Annotated in this window: 3 protein-coding genes and 1 pseudogene; all 4 read left to right on the top strand. The window is 65.5% G+C overall.

Annotated elements, in window-relative coordinates:
• Positions 1-20: 20 nt before the first annotated feature.
• Positions 21-4,394, top strand: a complete 4,374-nt coding sequence (locus A7X97_RS22205; protein WP_245885078.1) for a beta strand repeat-containing protein — start codon at positions 21-23, stop codon at positions 4,392-4,394.
• The gene (locus tag A7X97_RS22210; RefSeq protein WP_245885081.1) at positions 4,310-7,576 is read left to right on the top strand and encodes a hemagglutinin repeat-containing protein; all 3,267 of its coding nucleotides are present in this window, start codon (positions 4,310-4,312) and stop codon (positions 7,574-7,576) included. Before A7X97_RS22205 ends, A7X97_RS22210 begins: the two co-directional genes overlap by 85 nt.
• 3 nt (positions 7,577-7,579) lie before the next feature.
• Entirely contained in the window at positions 7,580-7,972 is a 393-nt protein-coding gene (locus A7X97_RS21790) for a hypothetical protein (RefSeq protein WP_143592555.1), read from the top strand.
• Between the two features lie 217 nt (positions 7,973-8,189).
• Positions 8,190-8,909 (top strand): annotated as a pseudogene (locus tag A7X97_RS19975) (hemagglutinin repeat-containing protein); the annotation flags it as partial.

Raw genomic sequence — 8,909 nt, forward strand, 5'->3', positions numbered from 1 at the left:
AGGCCAGCAATCGCGGGCGCGTGCTGGCCTCGGGTGACATCGAATTGCGGGCGGGGCAGATCGACAACAGCGGCGTGATCGTGGCGGGCCTGCTGGCCGACGGCAAGGTCGGCAGCACCGGCAGCGTCACCCTTGATGCGCGTCAGCAGCTGCGCAACGCCGGCCAGATCAACGCCGGCCAGCAGGTTCACCTGCTGGGCGACAGCCTGCTGCTGGAGGGTGGCCAGGTTTGGTCCGGTGGCACCCTGCTGGCGCAGGCGCGCAGCGGTGAGTGGCGCAATATCGGCGGCAGCCTGACCGCCATCGGTCTGCTCGACCTGCGTGCCACCGACCTGCTGCGCAATGCGGGCAGCCTGCAGGGCACGCGCATCGGCCTGTTGGCGGCCGCGCTGGACAACAGCACCGGCGAACTGCTGCAGACCGGCACCGATCCCTTTGAACTTGGCCTGACAGGTGCCCTGCGCAACACCGGCGGGCGCATCGCCGCCAATGCTGGCAGTGTCCACCTGAAGGCTGCGCAGCTGCTGAACCAGGGTGGCCGCATCGAGCATGCGGGCACGGGTGTGCTGAAGATCGAGACCGGCACGCTGGACAACAGCAATGCAGGCCTGATCGTCGGCAACGGCGAGGCGGACGTGGCCGTTGCCGGTCGCCTCGACAACAGCGGCGGTACGCTCACCGCAGGCAGCGGGGCACGCGTAGCCGGCACGGAGATCGTCAACACCGGTGGCCGGCTCGATGCTGGCGGCAACCTTACCGTGGACGCTGCCGGGGCATTGGACAACCGCACTGGCACCATCGTGCAGCGTGGCGCCGGCCAGCTGCAGGTGCTGGCCTCCCAGCTGGACAACAGCAATGGCCTGCTGGGCGCCGAGGGCAATGCGCGCGTGACCAGCCGCACGGGCGACCTGCGCAACGTGGATGGCAACCTGTACGCCCGCCAGGAACTCGCGCTCGACGTGGCCGGTGCGCTGGCCAACCAGCGTGGCCTGGTCCACGGCGGCACCTCGCTGGATCTGCAGATCCGCCAGGCACTGGACAACAGCCAGGGCAACATCGAAGCACAGGGCCCTGCGAACATCCGCGCTGCCTCAGTGGGCAACCGTGGCGGCCGCATCGTTGCCAACGGCACCGGGCAGCTGTCGCTGGAATCGGCCGCTGCGCTGGACAACCGTGGCGGCACCCTGGGCAGTACCGGTGGTGCGCTGACGCTGACCGCAGGCAGCGTGGACAACCGAGCCGAAGGCGGCCAGGCCAAGCTGGTGGCCGGAACCGACCTGCGCCTGCAGACCGCATCGCTCGACAACGCAGGTAGCATGGTCCACGCCGCCAATACCCTGTACCTGGAGCGCGCAGGCGCGCAGGTATTCAACGTTGGTGGCCAGCTCAGCGCAGGCAACCTGCTGCGCCTGGATCTTGCCGCGCTGGAAAACAGCAACGGCCGGCTGCTCAGTCGCCAGAGCCAGCTGACGCTGGGCAGCTTGGCCAATGGCGGCGGCGAGATCAGCGCCTATGAAGCACTCGGCGCACGCCTGCAGGCCTTCAGCGGCATCGGCCGCCTGTTCGGCGGCAGCGAGTTGCGCCTGACGCTGGCGGGCGATTACGTGCATGGCAACGGCCAGCGCCTGGAGAGCAACGGGCTGCTGAAGCTGGACGTGGCTGGCGCACTGGTCAACCAGGGGCGCCTGGAGAGCAAGGGCACGCTTGAAGTCTCGGCGGCGCGGATCGAGAACACCGCTGGTGGGCAGTTCAACGCCACGGCAGGCAATGGCAGTGGTCGTGTCGCGCTGAGTACGGCCGGCGATCTCAGCAATGCCGGTCGCGTGGACGGCGATACGGTGGAGGTGTCGGCTGCCAACATCACCAACACCGGCACCGTGATGGGCAACGCGCTGGAACTGCGCGCCTCGCGCATCACCAACGGCCGCGACCTGGGCGACACGCTGGTCGCACGCGACTACAACGAAGGGCTGATGGCGGCCACCGGCCGCATCAACCTGTATGCCAACTACATCGACAACCTCGACGGCGAGCTCTTCAGCCTGGGCGACATCCGCCTGCAGGGCTGGAACGGCGGCAACGCCCAGCAGATCCGCAACCGTTCCGGGCGCATCCAGGCCGAGAACGATCTGATCCTGGCTGCACTGGGCGTGGCCAACGAGCGTCGTGTGCTGGTCACCCAGCACAAGGTCTACAGCGGCAACGAAGGCGCTGCCGACCCGGACAGCGGGACGTTCAGGGTCGACGGCATCGACGGCCCCGCACCGCCGGGCAAGCTGTGCCCGGGCGACTGTGCCGTGCTGGAAGTCTGGACCGAGCACAAGGATCTGGTGCTGGAAGGCACCACCGTCATCGCCGCCAGCGCGGCATCGCAGCTGATTTCCGGTCGCGACATGCAGATGTCCGGCGGCTCGGTCGACAACCGGAACTCGGCCATCGCCGCCGGTCGCAACCTCTCGATCAACGGCCGCGGCTCGTCCAACAGCGAAGACCCCAATGACTGGGCCGGCGTGGTCAACAACGAGGCGCTGGCCGGCTACAAGGTGGTCCAGCGCACGTCGACCATCGACTACACCTACCGGCCTTGCCCCAGCCGCTGCGACTTCGAGATCTATGGCGGCAGCCGCGCGCTGGGCACCAGCACGGTCACCAAGCAGGTCACGCTGGCCGGCGGCAATGCCAGCATCACCGCCGGCCGCAAGGTGCAGATCGAAGCGCGCGAGGTCAACAACGCCGTGGTCACCGCGCACAGCGGTGGCACACCGCTGGACGTTGCCGGTTGGCAGGGCAACAACGCCTACGCACCCGAACTGGGCCAGCAGCAGGGCGCCGGCGCGGTCGGCGGCAATGCTGGCGCACCGGGTGCACAGCAGGGCGTGGCCACCGGGCCTGCCAGCGCGCAGGCGCAGGGTGCGGTCACGGCCGGTGATACCGGCTCTCCGGGCCCTGGCCGTGTCACCACGGTGCCGCCGCCGCAGGTGGTGGGCAGCCCGCAGAATCCGCTGCCGGGCCTGTCGCTGCCCAGTGGCGGCCTGTACACGGTCAATCCGGGCAACCAGCGCTGGCTGGTGGAAACCGATCCGCGCTTCGCCAACTTCGGGCAGTGGATCGGCTCGGACTACATGTTCCAGCGCCTGAACCTGGACCCCGACAAGCAGCTGCGTCGGATGGGTGACGACTTCTACGAGCAGCGCCTGGTGATGGAACAGATCACCGGCCTGACCGGGCGTCGCTACCTGGATGCCGACCAGGGCGATGGCATGGGCCAGTACCGCGCCATGATGGATGCCGGCGTGAGCGAAGCCGCGCGCCAGCAGCTGAGCGTGGGCGTGGCGCTGTCGGCCGAACAGGTGGCCGCGCTCAACGAAGACATCGTGTGGATGGTCGCCCAGGAAGTGGACGGCCAGAAGGTGCTGGTGCCGGTGGTGTACCTGTCCCAGGCCACCGCCAACCGCCTGCAGCTGGGGGGCGCCGCCATCGCCGGCGAGTCGGTGGAGATCCGCGCCGGCAATGTGTCCAACCAGGGCATGATCCGCGCCGATGATCGATTGACCATCGATACCGGCAGCCTGCTCAACGACCGTGGTGGCATTTCCGCTGGCGGCAATGCCCGCATCACCGCCGTGGAGGACATCCTCAACAACAGCGGCCTGATCCAGGGCGGCAACGTGGCCCTGGTGGCCGGCCGCGACCTGAAGAGTGTCAGCGGCATCGACGTGGCCAGCATCCGCAGCGGCGGCAGCCTGGCGCTGGAAGCCGGACGTGACCTGGCACTGGTCGGTTCGCAGACCCGTGCCCGCGGCAACGCGGCGCTGGAGGCCGGCCGCGACCTCAACCTCACCACGCAGATGCAGGGTGATGGAAGCCTGCGTCGCACCACGCTGGACGTGGGCGGCGGCCTGTCGCTGGACGCCGGCCACGATCTGAACCTGACGGCAGTGACCGCCAAGGCCGGCGGCAGCGTCCACGCCACGGCCGGCAACGACATCAGCCTCAACGCACTGACCACCACCGAACAGGGCGGCTGGGGCGGTAACCGCTACACGCGCGAAACCCTCAACGCCAGCGGCATCGAGGCCGCTGGCTCGCTGGGCATGCAGGCCGGGCAGGACGTGAACCTGCAGGCCGCGCAGCTGAAGGCCGGCGACGGCCTGGCCGTGGTGGCCGGGCGCGATCTCAACCTGCAGGCCGAAACCACCACCAACACCAGCCAGCAGCAGAGCCGTGGCAAGCGTTTCTCGCAGACCACGCAGAGCATGGACGGACCGTGCACGGCACTTCGCTGCAGGCCGGCGGTGACATCGCGCTGGTGGCCGGGCGCGATGCCAACCTCACTGCCACGCAGGTGGGCAGCACCGACGGCGGCATCAGCATTGCCGCTACGCGCGACGTGAACCTGCTGGCGGCGCAGGAGGACCACAGCTGGGAGCAGGAAACCACGCGCAGGAAGAAGGGCCTGCTGTCGAGCAAGACCACCACCACTTACGACGCAACCCGGGACAGTCTGGTGGTGGGCACCACGCTCAGCGGCGAGACGGTGACCATCGGCGCCGGACGTGACGTCGTCGCGCAGGCGGCGCAGGTGGCTGCCACCGGTGATGTGGTGGTGGCCGCCACCCGCGACCTCACCATCGGCACGGCCACCTCCACGCACAGCGAAGAGCATGACAAGACCGTCAAGCGCTCGGGCGTGTTCGGCGGTGGTGGCTTCAACCTGACCATCGGCCAGAGCAAGCTGGAAAAGGGCCTGGAGATCGAGCAGAGCGCGCCACAGGGCAGCCTGATCGGCTCAACCGATGGCCGGGTCAACCTGAGCGCCGGCAACACGCTGCACATCACCGGTTCGGACGTGCTGTCGAAGACCGGTACGCAGCTGGTGGGCGGGCAGGTGGTGATCGACGCGGCACAGGGCACCACTGACGTACACCAGAGCACCAAGCAGAAGAGTGCCGGTATCAACGTCGGCTTGACCGGCGGTGTGGTGGATGCCGCCCTGGCCGCCTACGGTGCGGCCAAGGCGGCCGGCAATGCGCAGGATGATCGCCTGAAGGCGCTGTACGCGGTGCAGGCGGCCAATGCCGCCGCTGGCGTCGGCGGCGCCATGCAGCAAGGCGCTTCCGGCGCCACCGACGGCGTGAGCCTGCGCATCGGCATCGGCGCCTCCAGCTCCAGTGCCAGCCAGACCAGCCACGACCAGTCGGCGGTGGGCAGCACCATCCGCAGCCAGGGCGACGTCAGCATCGTCGCCACCGGCGGTGACCTGAACATCATCGGCAGCCAGGTGAAGGGTGACAACGTGGCGCTGGCCGCGCGGGACAACATCACCCTGCGCAGCGAAGCGGAAGACCACACGCAGTCGTCGAAGAACAAGAGCGGCAGCGGTGAGATCGGTTTCAGCATCGGCGCGCAGACCGGTTGGTACGTGTCGGCCAGCACCGCCAAGGGCAAGGGCAGCGGCAACGGCACCACGCATGTTGAAACCGTGGTGGACGCCGACCGCAACCTGACCGTCATCAGTGGCAAGGACACCACGCTGCAGGGTGCCCAGCTGAGTGGTGACAAGGTGGTGGCCAGCATCGGCGGCAACCTGTCCATCATCAGCGAGCAGGACACCGACGACTACGCCAGCAAGCAGACCCAGGCTGGCGGCACCTTCGTGTATGGCAGCGGCGGCAGCGTCAACATCGGCCAGCAGAAGGTCGAGAGCCACCTGCGCAGCGTGCAGGAACAGAGTGGCATCGTTGCCGGCAACGGTGGCTTCAACATCACCGTAGGCGGCAACACACACCTGGAAGGCGGCGTGATCGGCAGCACCGCCGATGCCTCGAAGAACCGCCTGGATACCGGCAGCCTGACCGTTGTCGACATCGAGAACGAATCCCGCGCCAAGACCAGTGGCGGTGGCATCGGCACCGGTATGAGCAGCGGCGGTGGCATCAGTAACCCGCTGGGGAGCGCGGCCGGCGCGGGGCTGAGCCTGCTGGGCGGCACGAAGAAGAACGACAGCAGCACCACCCACTCGGACATCGCCGCCGGCACCGTGGTGGTGCGCGATGGCAATGAGAGTGCCTTGGCCGGTCTTGATCGGACCGCGACCGGGTTTGATACCGACAGTGCGCTGTCGGCCGTTGACCTGCGCAAGATGCAGGAGCGTGCCGAGGTGATGCAGCTGGGTGGGCAGCTGCTGTTCAAGGGCGTGGGCGACTTGGGCGGCTACCTGAGCCAGAAGGCGGAGACCGAAGAAGGCAAGGCGTTCTGGGCCGACGGCGGCAATGGCCGCGCGCTGCTGCACGGCATGGCCGGTGCAGCGATGGCCGCATTGGGTGGTGCGGATGCGCTGAACGGCGCGGTGAGTGCTGCTGGTGCGGAGAAGGCCAAGATCGCGATCTCGGAATTCCTCGAGAACAACAAGGGCAGCCTGAGCTGGGAGGACTACCAGTCGCTGATGGAAGTGGGCAGCGCGATGGTGGGCGGTGCTCTGGGTGGAAGCACGGGCGCCAACATTGCGGTGACCGGGGACCGGTTCAATCGGCAGCTGCACCCGGACGAGGTGAAGTGGATCAACATGAATGCTGCCGCGTTCGCCGCCCAGGAAGGTATCAGCGAAGCAGAGGCGGTACGCAGGCTGACCACGGAAGGTGCCGCGCGTGTTGATGCAAAGGTCAACCGGTTGGTGGGCAACGAGAACGTTGATCTCGAAGCAACCGCGTTCCTGAGCAAGATGGGTGGGACGTACGGGTTCACCGCGACGGAAGCTGAGTACAACAACTTCAATCTCTATGGCAACGAGCTTCTCAACAACGATGCGCTGTACGGGCAGGTCATCGGATCCCTGCAGTCCTCCGGCGTATCCAAGGATGCCCTGCAGCTCAAATTCTATGATCTGAACAACCTCCGCGGAACGAAGATCCGGGGTGGTGACGGCTGGACGATGATGGGGACCTTCAGTGGCGACATTGGCGCCGCTGGTACCGTGATCGTCAGCGTAGCCAAGGGCGACGGCAATGGTGCTGCCATCGGCGCAGCGTCGTTCCTGATCCCGATCCGGTTGCCTGGAGCGAAGATCGTTGGTGAAGTGGGCGCGGAGATCGCCGGGGCCGCGACCAAGCAGGGTGTGCTCAGATCGGAGGAGATCCTGAAGTCGGTGCAGAATGCAGCGGCTGAGACGACTGAGCGAGCAGTTAAGAGTAGTCCGAGCTGGAAGGGATCTGGCCCGGTAGATGGTGTTCTAGCCTTGGAGCCGGGCTCTGTATCGTCTACAGCAATCCAAAACTATTTCCCTGGCACAAGAAGTAAGGCGATCGAGTTTGTTTTCGATCCGAAAACAAACAAATTTGCAGTGGGTAAGCCTAAGGCGAATCTGGGCGGCTCCCCTCATGAGCAGCTGGGCGCTAGTATTGGTGGGAACCCCCAGGAGCTAGTAGGGGGCATGTTCTCCAGGGGCAAGAATGGCGAGATAATAACCAATGAGCATAGCGGGCACTACTGGATGAACTGGAGTCCGGAGGTTCGCGCTCAGTTTGAACAGGCAATGAAAAATTATGGGATTGATATTAAGCATGGTGCTGGAATGTAATTTATGAATACTCCGCCGGAGAAAAAAATCCTGGGTAACGGTCTCGTCATTTTTAGTGACGGGATGGGGGTGTGGCGACTTGAGGGGCCATCAGTATCATTTTCCCTTGAGGGAAAGGAGGCGCTCAGGCGTGCGATTACTCTTCTTGAGTTTCCATTTGAAAATGTAATTTCGGATTTGGGTCGGAATTTCCCATATCCTCTTTTGGTTCAAATTGGCTTGAATCATGACTCTGACTACTGGATAGGGTTGGCGCTTTCTTGGGTTCCATTCTTGGCTAAGCAAGACGTTGAACTAATTATCGATGACTTGAATTCTGTTGCCTTCGACAAAAAAGTTTCACAGAAAAATAGGGTCATGGCTAAGAGGGAAATAACAAGGGTGAGAAACATGTAGAAGCTAGGGATCCTCTGAACAATTCCGCCCCTAGTCTGGCGCGATCACTTTTGCGGCCCGCTGCGCATCTGACGGGACGGAAAATCAATGACGTACAGCGCAGCGACACCCGTCCATCAGCTTTCAATGGCCCGTCTCGGGATTTGTTCAGGGCATCCCTAGCGGCCGCGGCAGCGTCAACATCGGCCAGCAGAAGGTCGAGAGCCACCTGCGCAGCGTGCAGGAACAGAGCGGCATCGTTGCCGGCAGTGGTGGCTTCAACATCACTGTAGGCGGCAATACGCACCTGGAAGGCGGTGTGATCGGCAGCACCGCCGATGCCTCGAAGAACCGCCTGGATACCGGCAGCCTGACCGTTGTCGACATCGAGAACGAATCCCGCGCCAAGACCAGTGGCGGTGGCATCGGCACCGGTATGAGCAGCGGCGGTGGCATCAGTAACCCGCTGGGGAGCGCGGCCGGCGCGGGGCTGAGCCTGCTGGGCGGCACGAAGAAGAACGACAGCAGCACCACCCACTCGGACATCGCCGCCGGCACCGTGGTGGTACGCGATGGCAATGAGAGTGCCTTGGCCGGTCTTGATCGGACCGCGACCGGGTTTGATACCGACAGTGCGCTGTCGGCCGTTGACCTGCGCAAGATGCAGGAGCGTGCCGAGGTGATGCAGCTGGGTGGGCAGCTGCTGTTCAAGGGCGTGGGCGACTTGGGCGGCTACCTGAGCCAGAAGGCGGAATCCGAAGCAGGCAAGGCGTCCTGGGCCGCCGGCGGCAACGGCCGCGCGCTGTTGAACGGCATGGCCGGTGCGGCGATGGCAGTATTGGCTGGGGCAGCTGCACTGAAGGGCGCGGCGGGGGCTGCCGGTGGGGCGAAGGCCAAGATCGCGATCTCCGAATTCCTGGGGAGCAAAAAGGGCAGACTGACATGGGGGGGGTGGGGG

Origin of the sequence: Stenotrophomonas sepilia (assembly GCF_003244875.1) — a bacterium.
Lineage (GTDB): Bacteria > Pseudomonadota > Gammaproteobacteria > Xanthomonadales > Xanthomonadaceae > Stenotrophomonas > Stenotrophomonas sepilia.

What these genes read in the sequence shown, in the direction of transcription:
- A7X97_RS21790 (WP_143592555.1), top strand. Translation starts at nt 7,580, where the DNA reads ATGAATACTCCGCCGGAGAAAAAAATCCTGGGTAACGGTCTCGTCATT.